The organism is Thiocapsa sp. (assembly GCF_018399035.1).
Lineage (GTDB): Bacteria > Pseudomonadota > Gammaproteobacteria > Chromatiales > Chromatiaceae > Thiocapsa.
This window is the reverse complement of record NZ_CP073760.1, coordinates 5,483,822-5,503,290: the sequence shown is the minus strand read 5'-3', so window position 1 is coordinate 5,503,290 and position 19,469 is coordinate 5,483,822. Positions and strand designations below refer to the sequence as shown.

The window sequence follows — 19,469 nt, the reverse complement described above, 5'->3', positions numbered from 1 at the left end:
ATCCAGATGCCTTGGTTAGCCGCAACGGCGCAATGCGCAAAGACCGAACGAGCCGAAGCGCAGGTACGGGGGAAGCCCGGATCAGCGATGCGCGACCGCCGGCGACGACCCCCGACAACGCCGCTCGGGGACTCGGCGCTCGCCGCCCCTCGCCCGGTATCCACCGCCTTCCCTGCGATCCGCAGACGCATCACGGTCAGCGGTAAGGCGCATCCGCGGCGCGTGCCGCGGCGATGTCCGCCTCGTACTTGTCCCCGATCGCGAGGAGTTTCTCTTTGGTCATGATGTTCTCGCCGCGATTCTCGAAGTGATACTCGTAGACCCCGGTCTCGACGATCGAGTCTACCGGGCAAGACTCCTCGCAAAACCCGCAATAGATGCACTTGAAGAGGTCGATGTCGTATCGCGTCGTCCGCCTGGATCCGTCCTCGCGCGGCTCGGCCTCGATCGTGATGGCCAGTGCCGGACAGACCGCCTCGCAGAGCTTGCAGGCGATGCAGCGCTCTTCCCCGTTGGGATAGCGCCGCAGGGCATGCAGGCCGCGAAAACGCGGCGAGATCGGGGCCCTCTCCTCCGGATACTGAACCGTGAACTTGCGCTTGAACATGTAAGCGCCGGTCAGACTCAAGCCCTTGAAGAGCTCGACCATCAAAAGGCTCTGGAGATATTCGCGTGTGGCTTTCAGCATCGGTCGTCTCCGGGTCAGGCGGACCACCAAGGGGGCAGCTCGGCGAGAACCGCAAGCGCTACCACCAGGATCCAGACGATCGTGATCGGGATGAACACCTTCCAACCCAGACGCATGATCTGGTCGTAGCGATAGCGCGGGAAGGTCGCCCGTAACCACAGGAATACGAACATGAAGAAGAAGGTCTTGAGCAACAGCCAATGGAAGCCGTCACCCAAAAGCAGGCTGTCCTCGACCCACGCCTGCGGGAAGGGCGACAGCCAGCCTCCCATAAAGAGCAGGGCCGAGAGCGCCGAGATGAGGATCATGTTCGCGTATTCGGCCAGGAAGAAGACCGCGAAGGCCATCCCGGAATACTCGACATGGAAACCGGCGACGATCTCGGACTCGCCTTCGGCCACGTCGAAGGGCGCGCGGTTGGTCTCGGCGATCCCCGAGATCAGATAGACGCCGAACAAGGGCAGCAGCGGCAACCAGAACCAGGTCAGGAGGTTGCCCTCTTGGGCCGCGACGATCGCGCCCAGATTCAGGCTCCCGGCGGCCACCAGCACACCGACCAGCGCAAAGCCCATCGCGATCTCGTAGGCGACGATCTGAGCCGCGGAGCGCATGGCGCCGAGCAACGCATATTTCGAGTTCGACGCCCAACCCGCGATGATGATGCCGTAGACACCGAGCGAGGTCAGTGCAAGCAGATAGAGCAAGCCGGCATTGATGTCGGCGAGCACGAGTCCCTCGTCGAACGGGAACACCGCCCAAGCGGCCAAGGCCGGCGCGATCGCGATCATCGGCGCCAACAAGAACAACGTCTTGTCCGCCTTGGTCGGGATGACGATCTCTTTCATCATCAGTTTGACCGCATCCGCGATCGGCTGCAGCGAGCCGCGCCAGCCGACCCGATTGGGCCCGATGCGGACCTGGATATAGCCGATCACCTTGCGCTCGGCCAAGGTGTAATAAGCCACCATTCCGAGGAGCGGCAGGACAATCGCGGCGATCTTGATCAGGATCTGGATCACCACGGGAAGCGCATTCCATAGTTCGATCATCGTAGACTCATCCCGCTTCGCTGCTCGTCTCGCCGAACCACGGCCTGATCTCGACCGGGCCGATCTGCGCGCCCAGCCGCTCGCTTCCGGTCACGGCTGCCGGAATCCGCGCACAGCCCATCGGTACGGCATCGTCCATGAAGACAATGGCCTCGACCTCGTGGCCGTTCTGAATAATCAAGACCGTCTGATCGGCAAACAGTCCATCGGCACACGCCTGCTCCGGATGCAGATAAACACCGAAGGTCGCCCCTTGGACCGGCGCGCGCTGTAAGGCGGGCGCTCGGCGGACCAGCGGATCCACCGCATACATCGGAACGCTGCCGAGACGCATCAGACCGTCCGTTGCACCGGAAGAGGCCGCCGGATACGCGCCGCGCGGGGCATTGTCGAGCGCGGCATGACAGCACAGCTCGGCAAGCTCGTCGCGCACCTGCGCCGCATCCCGATAATCAAAGCCCTTCAGATCCAAGAGGTTGCCCAGCACCCGCAGGACCTTCCAACCGGGCCGAGCCTCGCCGGGGGGTGCGACCGCACCCTGAAACCGCTGCCAGAGACCGCCCGTGTTGACGAAGGTCCCGGAGGTCTCGGCGAACGCCCCGATCGGCAGCAGCACGTCGGCGACCGCCTCCAGGGCGGGAGACCGGAAAGCGGAGCAGACGATCACCAGCTCGGCCGCCTCGCACATGGCCATGGCCCGCGCGGGGTCGCTCAGATCCCGATCCGGCTCCAGTCCCCACAGCACCAGCGTGCTCGGCGGCGTGCTCAGCATCTCGCCAAGCCCGAGGCCCGTGCCCTCGGCCGACCGACCGCCGGGCAGACCCCGGGGTACAGCACCGGCCAGATACGCGCCGACGCTGTTCGCCGATGCCGGCAGGAAACCCACGACGGCGCCGCTCAACTCACCGATCCGATACGCGAGCGCCTTGAGCAGCGCATAGTTCGGATGTGCGCTAGCCAGCGCGCCCAGCAGGACAGCGCCGGTCGCCTTCTCCTCCGCAGCACGCAAAGCGTCGGCAATCGCCTGATGGGCATCGTCGGGCTTGGCGGCGCCGATGATCGTCTTGAGCGCCCCCGACGCCTTCGCGCCCAGCGCCTTGGCGATCGCCGCGAGATCCGTGACCATCTGATCCGGCGTCCCGACCAATTGCCGGGCGGGATGGGTCAGCGCCAGGGTCAAGGGATTCACGCAGGCAACGGTTGCACCCTCCAGCGCGGCCTTGCGGATGCGATGGGCCAGCAGCGGCTGCTCTTGGCGAATCTCGCTTCCGATCAGGAGGATCGCCTCGCGGGTCTCCAGGTCGGCGATCGGCAAACCCAGCCAAGGCAGCATCGGATCGGCGGCGTCGCCGCTGAAATCCTGTTGGCGCAGACGATGGTCGATATTGGCACAGCCCAGACCCCGCGCGACCCGTTGCGCCAGATACAGCTCTTCGAGCGTCGCATTGGGGGCCATCAGCCAGCCCATGCGGCTCGCATCGGCGGCCTTGAGGCGCTCGGCGACCGCGGTCAGGGCCTCCTGCCACTCGACCTCGCGCCAGACACCGTCGGTCTTGATCATGGGCGCGAGCAGGCGGTCTTCGGCGTTCAGACCCGCGTAACTGAAACGATCGCGGTCCGAGATCCAGGTCTCGTTGACCGCCTCGTTGTCGCGCGGATGCACCCGCATGACCCGGCCGTCACGCACGTGCAGTCGGATATTCGAGCCGACCCCGTCGTGCGGGGCGATGCTGTCGGCGTCGGTCAGCTCCCAAGCCCGCGCGGTGAAGCGATAAGGCTTGGAGGTGAGCGCTCCGACCGGACAGAGATCGATGATGTTGCCCGAGAGCTCGTGGCTCACGGTATGGGAGACGAAGGTCCCGATACGCATGTCTTCGCCGCGACCCGTGGCGCCGAGCTCGCGCACGCCGGCAATCTCGGCGCCGAAGCGCACGCAGCGGGTGCAATGGATGCAGCGGGTCATGTCGGTGGCGATGAGCGGACCGAGATCCTCGTCCTTGACGACACGCTTGCGCTCGGCAAAGCGCGAGACGTCGCCGCCGTAGCCCATCGCCACATCCTGCAACTCGCATTCGCCGCCCTGGTCGCAGATGGGGCAGTCGAGCGGATGGTTGATGAGCAGGAACTCCATCGTCCCCTGCTGGGCATCGATGGCCTTGGGCGAGCGGGTCAGGACCTTCATGCCCGCGCCGACCGGCGTGGCGCACGCGGGCACCGGCTTGGGGAAGGGGCGACCGCCCTGCTCCGCCTCGACCAGACACATGCGGCAGTTGGCCGCGATCGACAGCTTCTTGTGATAGCAAAAACGCGGGATGGTGATCCCCTCGCGGTCCGCGACCGTGATGATCATCTCTCCCGGCGCCGCTTCGCAGGGGCGGCCGTCGATCTCGATGGTGATCTTGTCCGTCATTCAGCTCTCTCGATCGGCGCCCGTGGGCCGGATGTCGCGCACCGCTTCGGCGCGCGCCCTCGGACCTGCTCGCTCGCGCGAACGGGGCCATTCTACAAGTTGCGATTCCGGGGCAGCGGCGGCAAACCGTGCTCGCCCCGATTCGGATCAGGCCGCAGGTCTAGGCTGCCATGCTTTGGCCGCGCTCGATCAGGTGCTCGAATTCGTGTCGATAATGCTTGAGAAAGCTCTGCACCGGCATTGCCGCGGCATCGCCCAGGGCACAGATGGTACGTCCTCCGATCCGACCCGCAACACTGTCGAGCAGATCCAGGTCGCCCGGCCGGCCCTGGCCGTCCAGGATGCGACGCAGCACCCGTTCCAGCCAGCCGGTGCCTTCTCGACAGGGTGTGCACTGGCCGCAGGACTCATGCATGTAGAAGTGCGACAGGTTGTGCAGGACCTTGACCATGCAGGTCCCCTCGGCGATCACGATCACGGCGCCCGAGCCCAGCATGGAGCCGGCCTTGGCGATCGAATCGTAATCCATGTCCACATCCATCATGACGTCGCCCGGCACCACCGGGACCGAGGACCCGCCGGGAATCACCGCCTTGAGCGCTCGGCCGTCCTTCATCCCGCCGGCCAGCTCGAGCAGATCCCGGAAGGGTGTGCCGAGCGGAACCTCGAAGTTGTCCGGCCGAGCGACATGCCCGGTGACCGAGAAGAGCTTGGGACCGCCGTTGTTCGGGCGCCCCTGCTCCAAGAACCATTTCCCGCCCTTCTCGAGGATGACCGGGATGGAGGCCAGCGACTCGGTGTTGTTGATGGTGGTCGGACGCCCGTAGAGACCGACCTGGGCCGGGAACGGCGGCTTGAAGCGCGGCTGTCCCTTCTTGCCCTCGATCGACTCGAGCAGAGCCGTCTCCTCGCCGCAGATGTAGGCGCCCGCCCCCAGATGGTTGTAGAGGTCGAAATCCACGCCCGAGCCCTGGATGTCCTTGCCCAACAGACCCGCCGCATAGGCCTCGCGAATGGCCTCCTCGCACCGCTCGATCGGCTCGTAGAACTCGCCGCGGATATAGTTGTAGCCGACCGTCGCCCCGATACAGTAACCGGCGATCGCCATGCCCTCGATCAACTGATGCGGGTTGTAGCGCAGGATGTCGCGATCCTTGCAGGTGCCGGGCTCGCCCTCGTCCGAGTTGCAGACGATGTACTTTTGGCCGGGCGCCGTGCGGGGCATGAAGCTCCACTTCAGACCCGTCGGGAAGCCTGCACCGCCGCGACCACGCAACGCCGAGAGCTTGATTTCTTCGATGATGTCGGCCGGGTCCGGGCGCTCGCGCAGGATCTTCTCCCACTGCAGGTAGCCGCCGAGACTCCGATAGGCATCCAAGGTATGCCGGATCGTCGTATCCAGGTGGATATTGCGAAAACAGACGCTGTTCTGATTCGGGACCATCGGCCTACTCCAGCTCGTCGATCAGCTTATCGAGTGCTTGTGGCGAGAGGTTCTCGTGATAGGTCTTGTCGACCAGCACCGCGGGCGCATGCCGGCACGCGCCCAGACACTCCACCTCTTTGAAGGTAAAGCGGCCGTCGGCCGTGGTCTCGCCGAGACGCACGTCGTACTTGTGCTCGACATGCTCGATCAGCTCTTCGGAGCCCAGCAGCAGGCAGGAGACGCTGTTGCAGACGCACACCTTGTGACGGCCCTGCGGCTCTAAATCGTACATGCCGTAGAAGGTCGCGACCTCGTAGACGGACACCTCCGGCATATCCAGATAGGCGGCGACGTCGTTCATCAGCTCGGTCGTCAGCCAGCCGCCATTGGCATCCTGCACGATGGTCAACGCGGGCATCACCGCCGACTGCTTCCATTCGGCCGGATACTTGGCCACCCAGCGATCGATTAGCTCGCGAACCTCAGCGGTGAACAGGGTCGAATGATCGCGATCGTGAATGACCGCAAGCGGTGCGTTGCGAAAGCTCATCAGCGATCGATCTCCCCGAATACGATATCCAGCGTCCCGATGATCGCCACCACGTCGGCGAGCATATGGCCTTTGGCCATCTCGTCAAGCGCGGCGAGATGCGGAAAGCCCGGCGCACGGACCTTCAGACGATAGGGCTTATTGGCGCCGTCCGACACGATATAGCAGCCGAACTCGCCCTTCGGTGCCTCGATCGCGGCATAAACCTCGCCGGGCGGCGGACAATAACCCTCGGTAAAGAGTTTGAAATGATGGATCAAGGCTTCCATGTCGTCCTTCATGTCGGCGCGCGACGGCGGCATGACCTTGTGATCCTCGATCGCGACCGGGCCGGGATTGTTGCGCAGCCAGTGCACGCACTGCTTGATGATCCGATTGGATTGGCGCATTTCCTCCATACGGACCAGATAACGGTCATAGCAGTCGCCGTTGACCCCGACCGGGATATCGAAGTCCATCTTGTCGTAGGCGGCATAGGGCTGTTTTCTGCGCAGATCCCATTCGACGCCGGATCCGCGGAGCATCGGCCCGGTGAAACCCAATTGAAGCGCACGTTCCGGGGATACAACACCGATGCCCACGGTACGCTGCTTCCAGATTCGATTGTCCGTCAGCAGGGTCTCGTACTCGTCGACATGACCCGGAAAGCGATTCGTAAAATCCTCGATGAAGTCCAGCAGCGAGCCCTGACGCGGGCCATTGCGCTTGGCGATCGTCTTGGCGCTGTGCCACTTGGAGCTTCCCGAATACTGCGGCATCCGATCGGGCAGATCCCGGTAGACCCCGCCGGGCCGATAATAGGTCGCATGCATCCGAGCTCCCGAGACGGCCTCGTAACAATCGAGCAGGTCTTCGCGCTCGCGGAAGCAGTAAAGAAAGATCGACATCGCCCCGATGTCCAGGCCATGCGCGGCGAGCCACATCAGATGGTTCAGGACACGGGTGATCTCGTCGAATAGGGTGCGGATGTACTGAGCGCGCTCCGGGACCTCGACCCCGAGCAGCTTCTCGATGGCACGGACATAGCCATGCTCGTTGCACATCATCGACATATAGTCGAGCCGGTCCATATAACCGATGCTCTGATTGAACGGCTTGGACTCGGCGAGCTTCTCGGTCGCACGATGCAGCAGACCGATATGCGGATCGGCCCGCTCGATCACCTCGCCGTCCATCTCGAGCACCAGGCGCAGGACGCCGTGGGCCGAGGGATGCTGAGGTCCGAAGTTCAGGGTGTAGTTGCGAATCTCAGGCATCGGCGGACTCCGAGCTCGCGCCCGTCTGCACGTATCGACTGTCGGAGCGAATCACGCGCGGCACCAGGACACGCGGCGGGATCGAGACCGGCTCGTAGATGACGCGACCCTGCTCCGGGTCGTAGCGCATCTCGACATGCCCGGATAGGGGGAAATCCTTCCGGAAGGGGTATCCGACAAAGCCGTAGTCGGTGAGGATTCGACGCAGGTCCGGATGGCCCCGGAAGAGGATCCCGAAGAGATCGAATGCCTCGCGCTCGAACCAATTGGCCGCCGCCCAAACCGGGACGATCGAGTCGACCATCGGCTGACTGCTCCCTGCATAGACACGCAGGCGAACCCGCCGATTGTGTACCAGCGACAGAAGATGGTAGACAACGGCGAAGCGCTTGGGGTGATCGAGGACAAGCTCCTGATCGCGATCGACACCGCGGCCGAAACCCGTCGTGGATGCCTCTTCGGTCGCCCATTCGGACATGCCGTAAGCAGCATAATCGACACCGCAGAGGTCGATCAGCTGCTCGAACCGCAGGTGCGGATGGTCACGAAGGATCCATGCCACGTCGGTCAAACGCCCCGACGGCACGATCAAGGTGACCTCGCCGAGGTCCGTGATGGTCTCGCACCCCTGGTCGACCAACGCCTCCCCGAGTGCATCGACGAGCGCGGTCAACCTGGCGGGGTTGGACAGGATGTCTTTTGCCATTGGAATTGGGTACGACTCAGCGAGCGATGGTATTGGTACGGCGAATCTTGTTCTGCAACTGCAGGATGCCGTAAAGCAGGGCCTCGGCAGTGGGCGGACATCCCGGCACGTAGATGTCGACCGGAACAATCCGATCACAACCGCGCACAACCGCGTAGGAATAGTGGTAATAACCGCCGCCGTTCGCACAAGACCCCATCGAGATCACCCAACGCGGCTCGGCCATCTGGTCATACACCTTACGCAGCGCCGGGGCCATCTTGTTGACGAGGGTGCCCGCGACGATCATGACGTCTGATTGGCGAGGACTTGGCCGAAACACGATGCCGAAGCGATCCAAGTCATAACGCGCTGCACCCGCGTGCATCATCTCGATCGCGCAGCAGGCCAGACCGAAGGTCATCGGCCACAAGGACCCGGTCCGCGCCCAATTGATGAGGGTGTCGGCCCTGGTCGTGACGACGCCTTCTTCGAGGATGCCCTCTATTCCCATTCCAGAGCCCCCTTCTTCCACTCGTAGATGAAGCCGACCACAAGGATCCCCAGGAAGATGAACATGGCCCAGAAGCCGTACATACCGAGCTCCTCGAGCACCACCGCCCAGGGGAAGAGGAAGGCGATCTCCAGATCGAAGACGATGAAGAGGATCGCCACCAAGTAGTAGCGCACGTCGAACTTTAAACGCGCACTCTCGAAGGCCGCAAACCCACATTCATAGGGGGAGTCTTTCTCCGCGTCCGGGCGGCGAGGCCCCAAAAAATAACCCAAAACAAGCGGGCCGACGCCAACCAAGATCCCGACGATGATAAAGATCAGGATCGGCAGATAATTGTCGAGCATCAGTCCTCCCGAATCTACTTATTCTCTGACGTCGTTCAGGACGGTGAGTCTAGTTCAGGCATCACGACAGTGTCAACCTGAGGGCCAATTCAAATCATTAGGTCTTTCAAACCTTTGCACCCGTCATCGCACAAAAAAAACGGCATACCAGTTGATTGGCATGCCGTTTGCTTTACTACAGATGGTGCCGACGGCCAGACTCGAACTGGCACGGCTTACGCCACTACCCCCTCAAGATAGCGTGTCTACCAATTTCACCACGTCGGCGTTTACTCTTTGCTCGGGGTCGCCGAATCGGCGGCCTCGTCCATATTCTGCTCTTCGACCGCGCTCCCGTCGAGAATCACCTCGGTCCTACCCTCGACCGATTCCTCGATGATGACTCCCTCGACCGATCCATTGACTGCGGGGGCCAGCCCGACCGGCACATCGGATTGGACATCGCTCTGCCCTTCACCCTCGCCCCCCGGAATCGCCGGGATATCCGAGGTTGGCACGGCCGCGGGCGGCGGGACGATGAACGTGCGCTCGTCCACCCGGTCCATGATCGTCACCGGCTCTGACCCCTTCGTCGCATAATACGCCAAAGCCATACTGGTGAGGAAGAAGATCGTGGCCATGATGCCCGTCATGCGCGTCAGGAACGAACCCGACCCGCGAGACCCGAACACGGTCGCCGACGCACCACTCCCGAAAGCGGCGCCTGCATCCGCACCCTTCCCGTGCTGGATCAGGATCAACCCGATCAAGCTGAGCGACAGGAAGACCTGCATGACGGTCAAAATGGTTTGCATGAGTCTCTCGTTGCTGCAGCGTTAGGCTGCGAGCTGTTCTCCGGCTAGACAAATCGCTAGAAAATCATCGGCGCTCAGCGATGCGCCGCCGATCAGACCACCGTCGATGTCCGGCTGCGCCAACAATTCCGCCGCGTTGCCGGGCTTCATACTGCCTCCGTAGAGGATACGCAATGTTTCGGCGATCGAACCGTTCAGTGCAGCGATCCGGCCGCGAATATAGGCATGAACGGCCTGCGCTTGCTCGGGCGTCGCCGTCATCCCGGTACCGATCGCCCAAACCGGCTCGTACGCGATCTCGATCCCCGCGAAGGCTTCAATCCCGATGCGCTCGACCACGCCGTCGATCTGAGCGCCGATCACCGACTCCATCTCGCCGGCCTCGCGCTGCTGCAGCGTCTCGCCGACGCACAGAATCGGGGTCAGGCCACTCTCGGTTGCGCGTGTCAGCTTCTGCGCAACGGATGCCTCGTTCTCGCCGTAATACTCGCGACGCTCGGAATGACCGCAGATGACATATTGGCATCCGAAATCGGCCAGCATCGAGCCGGACACCTCGCCCGTGTAGGCGCCGCCGGCTTCGGTACAGAGGTTTTGAGCACCGAGCCGTACCGAGCTACCGGCAAGCAACTGCTCGCCGAGATAGAGATACGGAAAGGGTACGCACACAGCGATCTCGGTCTTCGAGAGGCCATTGGACCCGGCCACGACACCGTTCAACAGTGACTCGGCACTGGGCTTGCTGCCGTTCATTTTCCAGTTTCCGGCGATCAGCGGCTGGCGCATCGAACCCCTCCAGGTAAGTCGAGCCCGCAAATTTAGCCGGCCTCGGTGCGGAAATCAAGCCTCGTTTGATTTACACTTGAAATGCGTCCGGTGCCTCCTGTCTTCTCCGAGCCCGTCGGCCATGCTCGGAGCCACCGACGAGCGCCGTCCAGACGCATTACAAACAATCTGCTCTTAAACATTTCTTGAACCGCGTCAGGTACGAGGCCCGCGTCGGTCTACCCAGGCCGGCCTCAGATCCAACGACGGTTTTGACTTCCGGGACGCGGTTCAATGGCGAAAGGAAAGAAGAAGAACGATGGCGGCTCGACCATCGCGCTCAACAAGAAGGCCGGGCACGAGTACTTCATCGAGCAGCGCATCGAGGCCGGCCTCGTCTTGGAAGGTTGGGAGGTCAAGAGCCTGCGCGCGGGTCGCCTTCAGCTCAAGGAAGGATACGTCAAGATCCTGCACGGCGAGGCGTTCTTGATCGGTGCGCACATCTCGGCCTTGGCCGCCGCCTCCACCCACGTCAACCCGGACCCCACCCGCAGCCGCAAACTGTTGCTCAAACGCAGCGAGCTCAACCGCCTGATCGGCCAGACCGAGCGCGCCGGCTACACCCTGGTCCCCACGGCCATGTACTGGAAGCGCGGGAACGCCAAGCTCGAGATCGGGCTCGCCAAGGGCAAAAAGCAGCACGACAAGCGCGACACCGAAAAGGACCGCGACTGGCAGCGCGACAAGGAACGCATCTTCAAGACCGGCTGAGCTTGCCGCGGAACCGCGGTTACTTTAGAGTGTCGTACTGATACCCGGGGGCGACATGGTTTCGACGTGGGTCGCAAAACCTGAGGTGCATGCCGAGGTGCGGGTGACCTCGTAAATCCAACCGCAAAACTATAGTTGCCAACGACGACAACTACGCTCTCGCGGCTTAGGCCAGCGAGCCTCTGACCGTTCCCTGCCTATGGGGGGCGGATTCCAGGGGTAACATAACATGGGATCGCGGTGACGGGGGCTCGGACCTGATCCGCTAAAACCTAATTCGAGATCGCCGACTGATCGCCCTGCCCTTCGGGCGGCGGAAGGCTAAAAATAATAGAACGGGCTAAGCATGTAGAGCCAATGGCAGAGGGCTTGCGGACGCGGGTTCGATTCCCGCCGCCTCCACCATCTAAAAGGGTTCGGATGATCTCCGGGCCCTTTTTTTTTTGCCTGATATCCGCGCGCCGTGCGGGGTTCCGGCCTGCGTTGCCGCGTGCGGCCCTCCCCGGGAGTGTATTCCGTACATTGGGAGGCCGAGGTGAAACAAGCCAATATCACCGAAGATGCCCGACCGGACGTCAGGACAGCGGAAGAAGACGACTGCAAGTCGTCGATCCCGGGTTTTGCCGCTTCGCGACGATCACCCGCGTCGCATCCGGCGGCCTTCTTCCGTACTCGCGACACAGAGCGTCGAGACCGTCAGCCCGGCATGCCGACGACGGCCACGTCGGGGAGCACTGACCGGACAGCCTCGGGGTCGCCCGACCAGCCCGGCACCAGCCGTGCCAGGACCCTGGCCGCAGCGGCATCGCTCCGCTCGAGCAGCGCCGCATCCAGGTCGGCAAGCGCCAGGTCCAAGACGGCAGCCCCCGGACCCTCGGCGCGGCGTGCGATCTTGATGCGCGGATTCGGTGTGTCCGTAAAACCCTCCGACGCATAAAACAACTCCTCGAAGAGCTTCTCGCCCGGACGCAGGCCCGTGTACTTGATCGCGATATCCCGCCCCGGCTCGAGGCCCGATAGGCGGATCATCTGCTCGGCCAGGTAGCAAATCTTCACCGGCTCACCCATGTCGAGCACGAAGGTCTCCCCGCCTTGTCCGATGACGGCCGCCTGCATGATCAGCTGGCATGCCTCCGGGATCGTCATGAAGAAGCGCTCGATCTCCGGGTGCGTCACGGTCACGGGTCCACCCCGTTCGATCTGCTGGCGAAAGCGCGGCACCACGCTGCCCGCGGAGCCCAGCACGTTGCCGAAACGCACGGTCATGAAGCGGCAGGCCGAGCGGTGATCCGTCTCCAAACAGATCAGCTCGGCCAATCGCTTGCTGGCGCCCATCACGTTCGACGGATTCACCGCCTTGTCGGTCGAGATCAAGACGAAACGCTCGCAACCCCAACGGTCGGCCGCCTCGGCCATCACCCGGGTGCCGACGACATTGTTGTGCAGGGCCGCCTGAATCTGATCCTCGAGCAGCGGGACATGTTTGTAGGCCGCCGCGTGGAAGACGACATCCGGGCGCACCCGTTCAAACAGGGCATCGATCCCGCCCCGGTTGGTGACATCCAACAGGTGTCGACTCAGCATCGGCGGATCGGGCTCGTCCAGCAGCTCGGTCTCGATCCGATAGAGATTGAACTCGCCGTGATCCACCAGGATCAACTCGCGCGGACAACAGGCACGCAGCTGCCGACACAGCTCCGAGCCGATCGAGCCGCCGGCCCCGCTGACCAGCACCACTCGATCGGCCAGACCCTTACGCATCCCGTCCCAGTCCAGGCTCACCTGATCGCGTCCCAACAAATCCTCGATCAAGACCGGCCGAAGCTGGTTCACCGAGACCAGTCCAGCCATGACATCTTTGACCTGGGGCACGGTCCGAAACGGACGGCCCGCGGCCTCGCACAAGCCGACCAGACGCTGCATCTCCTTCGCCGACGCCGTCGGCGTCGCCAACAAGACCACGTCGATCCCGAACGTCTCGACCAACTGCGGGATCTGTTCGGTGGTGCCCCGGATCGGTACGCCATGGACAACACCGCCGTGACGCCGCGGCTTGTCGTCGACAAAGGCGATCGGCACGTAGCCGGAATGCCGATCTCGCAGCAGATCCCGCACCAGCATCTCGCCGGTGCGCTCGGCGCCCACGATCAGCACACGCCGTCCACCGCTGAAGTCCAGCCGCCGGTCCTTGAGCCAGCGATAGAACAGACGCGGCCCGGCCAACAACATCAGCTGAAAGATGACGAACAGCACCGGCAAAGACCGCGGAATAAAGGCCATCCGGTTGAAGATGAAGAGCACGAAAAGCAGCAAGGTCGTCGCGGTCAGCACCGCGAAGGCGATGCGGATAAGATCGTCGATCGAGGCAAAGCGCCAAACGCCACGGTACAGCCCGAAGAGCCAGTAGACCGGCCCGACCACCAACACCACGAGGGGCAGCATCTCGACCGCCTCCTCGATGAACTCCGGCGGCACGTAGGCGAGGTTGAACCGCATCCAATAGGCCAAACCCCAGGCCACCGGGATCGTCACGATGTCATGCACGAACACCAGCAGACGCGAACGGGCGCGCTGAAACCAAAGGCTCATCGGCGACCCGTCTCCTCGTGTACGTTCATGCAGGATACTCCGTTGGGGAAGACTCGGATGGTTCCCGACCAAGCCATCACCGCGGACGCACCAGCTCCATCGGGTATCGAAGACGCGGACTGATTCAGGGACCGGGATCGGGCGCTCGAAGGCACGGGGGACGCTCGGAGCCGCGACCACAGCCGTAGGGCCGGGGAGCGGCAAGGGGAAGATGACGCGGAGATGATGGCGGAGTAAGGGAACCGGGTCAACGCCCGAAAGGCAGGAGACCGCACAGAGCGGCGATGCAGGCGGATTCCCCGGCGCGTGAAGATGCGGCCTGGGCATCGGGGAACAAAGGGGCGGTTGCTCGAGGGCACTCGCTACCAGGCTCCATCCCCCAACTCGCTCCCACGCTCCATCCGATCCCCCAACTCGCTCCCACGCTCCATCCGATCCCCCAACTCGCTCCCACGCTCCATCCGATCCCCCAACTCGCTCCCACGCTCCGCGTGGGAGTGTAGCCCCGACGCTCCGCGTCGGACCTCTCAGGCAGAGAACCCGGTTCCGATCGAGACGACCACGTGTTCATCGAGCGTCGGACGCGGAGCGTCCACACCACACTCCCACGCAGAGCGTGGGAGCGAGGTAGCGACCAACCGGGTTACCGAGCGAAACGGCGGATGCCGAAGTCATCCGAATTGTGTACATTCCAGCCATGGGCCGCGACCGCTACCGTTTCCTCGAGCCAGACGCTCCGCACTTCCTCACGTGCACGGCAGTCAAATGGTTGCCGCTCTTCGCTCAACCCGCCAACGCACTGATCTTGCTCGACTCCCTGCGGTTCCTTCAACGCGAGCGCGGTCTCTTGATCCACGGCTACGTGATCATGGAGAACCACTGCCACCTGATTGCCGGTGGACCCGGGCTCGCGCGTTCGATCAGCAGTTTCAAGTCATTCACCGCTCGGCAGATGGTTGATCGGATGCGCGAGCGGAACTCTCCGGCGCTGCCTCTCTTAGTCTGGTACCGGAGCCGGCACAAGCGCGATCGGGAGCACCAAGTGTGGCAGGAGGGATCACACCCGGAGCAGATCGAGGGCGTAACGATGATGCGGCAGAAACTCGACTACATTCACAATAACCCGGTGAAACGGGGTTATGTCGACGATCCCTTGTGTTGGCGATACTCGAGCGCACGGAATTACGAGGGGATGGAGGGGTTGCTTGACGTGGTGACGGATTGGTAGGGCCTCGCGACGCGGTCGTTGTCTTCAGTGATCCTTTGCGGTATCGAGCGCCCGGGCTCTGGCTCGTGACGCGGAGCGTCGGGGCTACACTCCCACGCAGAGCGTGGGAGCGAGCCCGCGAGTACGGGTCCGCATCGGCCTCTTCCCGTAGCGGGTAGGGTCCGCTGCGCGGACCATCCCCCGCCCGACCGGCACCGTCCGACCCGACCTGAAACCCACCGGCACCGTCCGACCCGAAACCCAACTCGCTCCCACGCTCCATCCCCCAACTCGCTCCCACGCTCCGCGTGGGAGTGTCGTCGGGACGCTCCGCGTCCCTGCCCCCGCCGGAGCGTTGCGCTGTGCTCCGGGGGGGATGTGTCGGTGATCCTTTGCGGTATCGAGCGCCCGGGCTCTGGCTCGTGACGCGGAGCGTCGGGGCTACACTCCCACGCAGAGCGTGGGAGCGAGCCCGCAGGTCCATGCAAAGCGACGCGTGAAATGAGCCGAAGAGACCTATTGACCGACGAGCGCAGACTCTTCGAGGACCTTTGCGCCAAGAACTACCGGGCTGAGGGACTCCGGAGGAGTTTGATGTGAGTCGGTGGATACGCCTTACGTGAGGAGCCGTGTACGGACCCGTACGCACGGTTCTGTGGGCAGACGGGGGCCTCCGGCCCCCTCTGACCCGATCCCCCGCCCGACCGCACCGTCCGACCCGACCTGAAACCCAACTCGCTCCCACGCCCCATCCCCCAACTCGCTCCCACGCTCCGCGTGGGAGTGTCGTCGGGACGCTCCGCGTCCCTGCCCCCGCCGGAGCGTTGCGCTGTGCTCCGGGGGGGATGTGTCGGTGATCCTTTGCGGTATCGGGCGCCCGGGCTCTGGCCCGCGAGTACGGGTCCGCATCGGCCTCTTCCCGTAGGGTCCGCTGCGCGGACCATCCCCGCCCGACCGCACCGTCCGACCCGACCTGAAACTGACTCGCTCCCACGCTCAGCGTGGGAGCGAGCAAGACTCAACCACCCCCCTGCACCCCCCGCAACAACGCATCAAAATACTCAATCGTCGGCCTCAACCCCTCCCGCAACGCCACCCTCGGCTCCCAGCCGAGACTCGCACGGGCCAAGCCGATGTCCGGTTGCCGCTGCTTGGGGTCATCCTGCGGCAACGCCTCATGGACCAGCGCCGAGCGCGAGCCGGTCAGCTCGAGGACGGTCTCGGCCAACTGGATCATGGTGAACTCGCCGGGATTGCCGAGGTTGACCGGCCCGGTCAGCTCATCGGGGCTGTCCATCAAACGGATGAAGCCCTCGATCAGATCGTCGACATAGCAGAAGGAGCGCGTCTGCATGCCCTCGCCGTAGATGGTGATCGGCTGGTTCCGCAGCGCCTGGACGATGAAGTTCGAGACCACGCGGCCGTCGTTGGGGTGCATGCGCGGCCCGTAGGTGTTGAAGATACGGGCGACCTTGATGCGCATGCCGTGCTGGCGGCGATAGTCGAAGAAGAGCGTCTCGGCGCAGCGTTTGCCCTCGTCGTAGCAGGAGCGCGGACCGATCGGGTTGACGTGGCCCCAGTAGTGCTCGGGCTGCGGGTGGATGGCCGGGTCGCCGTAGACCTCGCTGGTGGAGGCTTGGAAGATCTTGGCCTTCACCCGCTTGGCCAGGCCCAACATGTTGATGGCGCCGTGCACGCTGGTCTTGGTGGTCTGCACCGGGTCGAACTGATAGTGGATCGGGGAGGCCGGGCAGGCCAGGTTGTAGATCTCGTCGACCTCCACATAGAGCGGAAAGGTGACATCGTGGCGCATCAGCTCGAAGTAGGGGCTTTCGAGCAGATGGGCGATGTTGTCCTTGGTCCCGGTGAAGAAGTTGTCGAGACAGATGACATCGTGGCCTTCGGCGAGCAGACGCTCGCAGAGGTGACTGCCGAGGAAGCCGGCACCGCCGGTGACCAGGATGCGTTTGCGCAGTGCGTAGTTCATCGAATTCATCGCGAGAAACCCCGTCTCTTCAGAGCGGGGAGGCAGAGCGCCCGTGCGCAGCACGGTCAGGCCGCCAATCTCGCTTCCTCCCTTGGTGTTGGTTTGAACGAATAGCCATAGCCATCGGCGCGATGGAGCACCGAGCAATGACGGTAGAAAATGGCCTAGACGCAGACCGTCGGCTTTACTTTCCCACGCTCCGAGTGCGCATTCCACGCCATTCGGCCACCTGTTCCAGCAACATCCGGCCGGCGATTCCACCGGCATTCGGCCACCCGTTCCACGGCCATTCGGCCGGGGCAGTCGGAGCGAAGCGACGCAGGTGGGTCATTGTTACTCGGCGGGTACGCTCGGCGTCAACGTCCGGGCGTGGCGTTTGCGCATCGACTCGCCTTTGAGGGTGATCCGGTAGGCGTTGTGGACCAGCCGGTCGAGGATCGCGTCGGCCAGGGTGGGATCCCCGATCAGGTCGTGCCAATGCTCGACCGGCAGCTGGCTGGTGATGAGGGTGGCGCGCTGGCCGTGGCGATCGTCGAGCAGTTCGAGCAGGTCTCGCCGGGCCTCGGCGTCCAGACCCATGAGCCCCCAGTCGTCGATTTATGTTGAGCTCAACATAAATCGACTTATGTGCAGTAGCCGGTTATGTGGAGTCGCCGGGGCGGTAATCGACAACGACAACGATTGGATTCGGTGCTCGACCGATTTCCGACTCGTGCCTCGGACCGGGTTCCCGAGCGGAGCCTCTCATCGCGCCACAAGCCAGCGCCAGGCCGGTAGGACATCGATGCACAACCCGTCCTGATCGATCTGTTCGCTGTCTTCCAGTGTCACGATGCTGCCTCGGGGTAAGCCGCACTCGCGCAGGGCGGCTGTCAGGGCGCGCAACTCGCGGGCTCGGGTATCCGGGTCGTGCAGGCTTTCGCAGACCTGAATCAGCTGCACGACGCCGTCCCGGGCGACGGCATGAAAGTCCACTTCATAGCAGTCCGCGCTACGGAAATAGGTGATGCTCTGGCCTTGCCTTCGCAGCGCGTTGAAGACCAGGTTCTCCAGCAGCCGTCCGCGGTCGATCTGCGCCTGGTGGCGAAAGGCAAGGGCGAGGCCTGTGTCGATGACGTAAGCCTTGCGTGGGTTGACCTGCTGCTGCCGCAGCGAGCGCGAGTGGATCGGCACCAGGTCGATGAGGTAGGCGTCGATCAGGTGATCGAGGTACGCGTGAAGGCTGTTCTTGCCGCAGGCGATACCCTGAGATTTCAGATCGTTGTGAAAGCGGTTGATGCTGAACAGCGTTGCCGGTGCGCCGAGCAGGTGGCGGATGAGGTAGCGCAGCGCCGCAACATTCGCGACACCGTGGCGCTCGACCACATCGCGCAGGATCACCACATCGACATACTCCTGCAAGATGGCATGCCGGTATGGTGCCTCGATGCCCTGCACTTCCGGAAAGCCGCCCTGCAGCAGGTAGTCGCGCAGGCGATTGGCAAGGAGTGCGCGCTGTTGCCCACCGGGCGGCTCGTCGGGCAGCGCGACGCCTTGAAACCGCAGCGCCTCGCGAAAACTGAAGGGAAAGATCTCCGTCGCCAGCGCTCGCCCGCGCAAGCTCGTCGCAATCTCGCGGCTGAGCAGCCGCGCGGAGGAACCGGTGACGGCAAGTTGCACGTCCTCGGTATCGAGCAGGCGGCGCAGGAAGGACTCCCAGCCGTCCACATTCTGGATCTCGTCGCAAAAAAAATAGCAGGTCTGCGAGCGGTTGTGCGGATACAGGCGGTAGTACACCTCGGGAATCGCGCTCAGCTCGTCGCGCCGCATGGGGAGCAGGCGCTCATCGTCGAAGTTGATGTAGAGCAGGCGATCCTTGGCGATACCCTGATCCAGCAAGGCCTGCATGCGTTGGTAGAGAAACCAGGTCTTGCCGCTGCGGCGCATGCCGATGACCGCGTCGATCTTACCTTTGAGCGCAGGCAAGCGCACCTCGCGCGGCGTCAGCAACGGCAGCGGGCGCTCGCGAAAATCCGCGATGATGTCTTCCAGCAGCATCCTCATGCCGCTCATAGTATCTTTCCAGAAAAGACAAATAAACGCTTATTTGTCTTCCTGAGGGATAAACTTTCCGGAGCATCCGGCTTTGTCCGCGCAACGCATCGGCATCGCCCACGCTCGACCCATCCGACCCCTGGCTGTCGTCGCCAGCAGAGTATCCGATCGGAGCGCGGGCGTGCCCCTCGTTGCCCCTCGTTCGTTGCCCCTCGTGCCCAAGTTCTGAGATTGTGAAGGTATTCCCGCTCGGTATCGAAAACGACGCTTCCGCGTTGGTTGAGCCGACGCAGAAGGCTCAACAATCAATCTGTGACTTCGACATCATCGTCGGGCTTCGTTCCTCAGCCCAACCTACGGAGAATTCCTGCACAGTCTCGGAGCGTGGGAGCGAGTT

16 protein-coding genes, 1 tRNA gene, 1 other RNA gene and 1 pseudogene are annotated in these 19,469 nt (G+C 63.3%); 3 read left to right on the top strand and 16 right to left on the bottom strand.

Features of this window, described 5'->3' with window-relative positions:
- Positions 1-196: 196 nt before the first annotated feature.
- From nuoI to tpiA, 12 genes are all read right to left on the bottom strand, one after another.
- Positions 197-688, bottom strand: a complete 492-nt coding sequence (nuoI, locus tag KFB96_RS25125) for an NADH-quinone oxidoreductase subunit NuoI (protein WP_213455776.1) — start codon at positions 686-688, stop codon at positions 197-199.
- Positions 689-702: 14 nt separating this feature from the next.
- Positions 703-1,737 carry an NADH-quinone oxidoreductase subunit NuoH gene (gene nuoH, locus KFB96_RS25120; RefSeq protein WP_213455778.1) on the bottom strand — a complete coding sequence of 345 codons (1,035 nt, stop codon included), beginning with the start codon at positions 1,735-1,737 and terminating at the stop codon, positions 703-705.
- 7 nt (positions 1,738-1,744) lie between these two features.
- Positions 1,745-4,147, bottom strand: a complete 2,403-nt coding sequence (gene nuoG, locus KFB96_RS25115; RefSeq protein ID WP_213455780.1) for an NADH-quinone oxidoreductase subunit NuoG — start codon at positions 4,145-4,147, stop codon at positions 1,745-1,747.
- Between the two features lie 160 nt (positions 4,148-4,307).
- Positions 4,308-5,591 (bottom strand): NADH-quinone oxidoreductase subunit NuoF, encoded by a 1,284-nt coding sequence (nuoF, locus tag KFB96_RS25110; protein WP_213455782.1) that lies wholly within the window; start codon positions 5,589-5,591, stop codon positions 4,308-4,310.
- Between the two features lie 4 nt (positions 5,592-5,595).
- The gene (nuoE, locus tag KFB96_RS25105) at positions 5,596-6,123 is read right to left on the bottom strand and encodes an NAD(P)H-dependent oxidoreductase subunit E (RefSeq protein ID WP_213455784.1); all 528 of its coding nucleotides are present in this window, start codon (positions 6,121-6,123) and stop codon (positions 5,596-5,598) included.
- A complete protein-coding gene (locus KFB96_RS25100) occupies positions 6,123-7,379 on the bottom strand; it encodes an NADH-quinone oxidoreductase subunit D (RefSeq protein WP_213455786.1) in 1,257 nt (418 codons plus the stop codon). Before KFB96_RS25100 ends, nuoE begins: the two co-directional genes overlap by 1 nt.
- Positions 7,372-8,085, bottom strand: a complete 714-nt coding sequence (locus tag KFB96_RS25095) for an NADH-quinone oxidoreductase subunit C (RefSeq protein WP_213455788.1) — start codon at positions 8,083-8,085, stop codon at positions 7,372-7,374. The genes KFB96_RS25100 and KFB96_RS25095 overlap by 8 nt, the downstream gene beginning before the upstream one ends.
- A gap of 16 nt (positions 8,086-8,101) precedes the next feature.
- On the bottom strand, positions 8,102-8,578 hold the full coding sequence (locus tag KFB96_RS25090) for an NADH-quinone oxidoreductase subunit B family protein (RefSeq protein WP_213455790.1): 477 nt from the start codon (positions 8,576-8,578) through the stop codon (positions 8,102-8,104).
- Positions 8,569-8,925: an NADH-quinone oxidoreductase subunit A gene (locus KFB96_RS25085; RefSeq protein WP_213455792.1), complete on the bottom strand. Its 357-nt coding sequence runs from the start codon at positions 8,923-8,925 to the stop codon at positions 8,569-8,571. Before KFB96_RS25085 ends, KFB96_RS25090 begins: the two co-directional genes overlap by 10 nt.
- 182 nt (positions 8,926-9,107) lie before the next feature.
- Positions 9,108-9,192, bottom strand: a tRNA-Leu gene (locus tag KFB96_RS25080).
- A gap of 2 nt (positions 9,193-9,194) precedes the next feature.
- On the bottom strand, positions 9,195-9,719 hold the full coding sequence (secG, locus tag KFB96_RS25075; protein WP_213455793.1) for a preprotein translocase subunit SecG: 525 nt from the start codon (positions 9,717-9,719) through the stop codon (positions 9,195-9,197).
- Positions 9,720-9,740: 21 nt separating this feature from the next.
- Positions 9,741-10,505 carry a triose-phosphate isomerase gene (gene tpiA, locus KFB96_RS25070; protein ID WP_213455795.1) on the bottom strand — a complete coding sequence of 255 codons (765 nt, stop codon included), beginning with the start codon at positions 10,503-10,505 and terminating at the stop codon, positions 9,741-9,743.
- Between the two features lie 273 nt (positions 10,506-10,778).
- Here tpiA and smpB point away from each other — a divergent pair, with 273 nt between their 5' ends.
- Positions 10,779-11,255, top strand: a complete 477-nt coding sequence (smpB, locus tag KFB96_RS25065) for an SsrA-binding protein SmpB (RefSeq protein WP_213455797.1) — start codon at positions 10,779-10,781, stop codon at positions 11,253-11,255.
- 46 nt (positions 11,256-11,301) lie between these two features.
- Positions 11,302-11,660: a transfer-messenger RNA gene (gene ssrA / locus KFB96_RS25060) on the top strand.
- Between the two features lie 291 nt (positions 11,661-11,951).
- Here ssrA and KFB96_RS25055 read toward each other — a convergent pair.
- Positions 11,952-13,844 (bottom strand): nucleoside-diphosphate sugar epimerase/dehydratase, encoded by a 1,893-nt coding sequence (locus tag KFB96_RS25055; RefSeq protein ID WP_213455799.1) that lies wholly within the window; start codon positions 13,842-13,844, stop codon positions 11,952-11,954.
- Between the two features lie 697 nt (positions 13,845-14,541).
- Between KFB96_RS25055 and KFB96_RS25050 the strand changes: the two genes are divergently transcribed.
- On the top strand, positions 14,542-15,072 hold the full coding sequence (locus tag KFB96_RS25050; protein WP_213455801.1) for a transposase: 531 nt from the start codon (positions 14,542-14,544) through the stop codon (positions 15,070-15,072).
- Between the two features lie 997 nt (positions 15,073-16,069).
- On the opposite strand, the gene KFB96_RS25045 is transcribed toward KFB96_RS25050, so the two are convergent.
- From KFB96_RS25045 to KFB96_RS25035, 3 genes and pseudogenes are all read right to left on the bottom strand, one after another.
- A complete protein-coding gene (locus KFB96_RS25045) occupies positions 16,070-17,038 on the bottom strand; it encodes a UDP-glucuronic acid decarboxylase family protein (RefSeq protein WP_213455803.1) in 969 nt (322 codons plus the stop codon).
- Between the two features lie 333 nt (positions 17,039-17,371).
- Positions 17,372-17,635, bottom strand: a pseudogene (locus tag KFB96_RS25040) (ATP-binding protein); the annotation flags it as partial.
- 147 nt (positions 17,636-17,782) lie between these two features.
- Positions 17,783-19,090 (bottom strand): ATP-binding protein, encoded by a 1,308-nt coding sequence (locus KFB96_RS25035; RefSeq protein WP_213455807.1) that lies wholly within the window; start codon positions 19,088-19,090, stop codon positions 17,783-17,785.
- Between the last annotated feature and the right edge of the window lie 379 nt (positions 19,091-19,469).

Bases quoted from the DNA above. Each gene is read 5' to 3' on its own strand.
- secG (WP_213455793.1), bottom strand. From the start codon at position 9,719: ATGCAAACCATTTTGACCGTCATGCAGGTCTTCCTGTCGCTCAGCTTG.
- KFB96_RS25095 (WP_213455788.1), bottom strand. From the start codon at position 8,085: ATGGCAAAAGACATCCTGTCCAACCCCGCCAGGTTGACCGCGCTCGTC.
- nuoE (WP_213455784.1), bottom strand. From the start codon at position 6,123: ATGAGCTTTCGCAACGCACCGCTTGCGGTCATTCACGATCGCGATCAT.
- KFB96_RS25090 (WP_213455790.1), bottom strand. From the start codon at position 8,578: ATGGGAATAGAGGGCATCCTCGAAGAAGGCGTCGTCACGACCAGGGCC.
- KFB96_RS25055 (WP_213455799.1), bottom strand. From the start codon at position 13,844: ATGAGCCTTTGGTTTCAGCGCGCCCGTTCGCGTCTGCTGGTGTTCGTG.
- KFB96_RS25035 (WP_213455807.1), bottom strand. From the start codon at position 19,090: ATGAGCGGCATGAGGATGCTGCTGGAAGACATCATCGCGGATTTTCGC.
- tpiA (WP_213455795.1), bottom strand. From the start codon at position 10,505: ATGCGCCAGCCGCTGATCGCCGGAAACTGGAAAATGAACGGCAGCAAG.
- smpB (WP_213455797.1), top strand. From the start codon at position 10,779: ATGGCGAAAGGAAAGAAGAAGAACGATGGCGGCTCGACCATCGCGCTC.
- KFB96_RS25050 (WP_213455801.1), top strand. From the start codon at position 14,542: ATGGGCCGCGACCGCTACCGTTTCCTCGAGCCAGACGCTCCGCACTTC.
- KFB96_RS25085 (WP_213455792.1), bottom strand. From the start codon at position 8,925: ATGCTCGACAATTATCTGCCGATCCTGATCTTTATCATCGTCGGGATC.
- nuoI (WP_213455776.1), bottom strand. From the start codon at position 688: ATGCTGAAAGCCACACGCGAATATCTCCAGAGCCTTTTGATGGTCGAG.
- KFB96_RS25045 (WP_213455803.1), bottom strand. From the start codon at position 17,038: ATGAACTACGCACTGCGCAAACGCATCCTGGTCACCGGCGGTGCCGGC.
- KFB96_RS25100 (WP_213455786.1), bottom strand. From the start codon at position 7,379: ATGCCTGAGATTCGCAACTACACCCTGAACTTCGGACCTCAGCATCCC.
- nuoG (WP_213455780.1), bottom strand. From the start codon at position 4,147: ATGACGGACAAGATCACCATCGAGATCGACGGCCGCCCCTGCGAAGCG.
- nuoH (WP_213455778.1), bottom strand. From the start codon at position 1,737: ATGATCGAACTATGGAATGCGCTTCCCGTGGTGATCCAGATCCTGATC.
- nuoF (WP_213455782.1), bottom strand. From the start codon at position 5,591: ATGGTCCCGAATCAGAACAGCGTCTGTTTTCGCAATATCCACCTGGAT.